1 protein-coding gene and 1 pseudogene are annotated in these 1,313 nt (G+C 37.2%); one reads left to right on the forward strand and one right to left on the reverse strand.

The features are described from left to right. Positions 1–505 (forward strand): annotated as a pseudogene (locus tag UC75_RS08835) (hypothetical protein); the annotation flags it as partial. A 70-nt stretch (positions 506–575) separates the two neighbouring features. On the opposite strand, the gene UC75_RS08840 reads toward UC75_RS08835, so the two are convergent. Beyond that, entirely contained in the window at positions 576–1,169 is a 594-nt protein-coding gene (locus UC75_RS08840) for an HAD-IB family hydrolase (RefSeq protein WP_049837374.1), read from the reverse strand. Between the last annotated feature and the right edge of the window lie 144 nt (positions 1,170–1,313).

A 1,313-nucleotide genomic window follows, 5' to 3' on the forward strand; every position in this document is an offset into this window, starting at 1 on the left:
ATCTGACTTAGTCGGTGGTGATATTCAAGGTGCAACCGAATCAGCGACTGGTATTATCGGTACACTTATTACTAATGGCTCTACTGCAACTGGTTTATTAACAGAAATCCTTGGCGGTGTAACAGGCACAATTGGTGGAGTTACTGGTGGTGATAGCCCTCTTGGCGTAGTAACTGATCTTCTTGGAGGTTTAACTGGTAGTGTTAGCGGTGATAGTCCACTCGGTGTAGTGACTGACCTTCTAGGCGGTTTAACTGGTGGTGTTACGGGTGGCACAGAAAACCCTATTGGTATCGTAACGGATATCGTGGGTAGCTTAACTGGTGGGGTGACTGGTCAAGGTGGCTTAGATGTCATTTCTAATTTACTTGGTGGATTAACAAGTGGCAGCCTACTCGGTGGAGTAACGTCTACAGTAACTAGCGTAACAAATACAACGCATACTATCGTACCTCAGTCCTTACTTACTGATAACTTCTTAGATAATTCGTTCCATACTGTTTAATATCATTAAAAGAAAGCCACTTTTATAAGTGGCTTTCTGATTTAATATAGTTTCAAATATTAATTTAATACTAATCAATCTCTTGCCATCTATAATACTTTTTATGTGCTAATTCCAACATTGCATAATCATTAGGAGTATCACCATAAGCATATATGGTCGGGTATTGGCTTAAATCATATTTATTTTTTATTCTATTTACTTTTTCCAAATAACCACAATCACCATCAATAAAATGGCCTGTTAAAATACCATTATGTGTTTCAAGTTGGTTGCATATAACATCTAAACCTAAAGAATGACACCAACTTTCTAAATAAACGCCTAATGATGCTGATACAACTACAATTTGATCACCTTGTTGTTTATGCCAGAGAATACGCTCCAAAGCATTTTCACGAACACATGTAGGAAGTATCTTTTTAGCAAACTCTTGCCCCATATCTTTTAGGGAATTCGCGTCATAACCCACATATCCTACTTGGCAGAGCTTAGTTCGAATGGTTTTATCCGTTACCCAACCAAGTTTATAGCCAGCTATATACGGTGCAAGCCGAATACCACCGACGAGTTGTGTTTTTCTGTCTAAAGAAAATTTAAGAAACAAGCTGAATGTGTCGTTATGAGTGATGGTGCCATCAAAATCAAATAAAGCTAGGTTCATTTATGATTATCTCTAATATAATTAAAAAGTTATAAATTTAGATTTATTAAAATTACTAAAAAATAGGCACAAAAAAACCGCTATAAAAGCGGTTAATTCTTCAAGTTGGTGCGCTCAGAGAGATTCGAACTCCCGACCCCTTAG

This window comes from Acinetobacter sp. V2, assembly GCF_001188385.1.
Taxonomy (GTDB): Bacteria; Pseudomonadota; Gammaproteobacteria; order Pseudomonadales; family Moraxellaceae; genus Acinetobacter; species Acinetobacter oleivorans.

Bases quoted from the DNA above. Each gene is read 5' to 3' on its own strand.
- UC75_RS08840 (WP_049837374.1), bottom strand. From the start codon at position 1,169: ATGAACCTAGCTTTATTTGATTTTGATGGCACCATCACTCATAACGAC.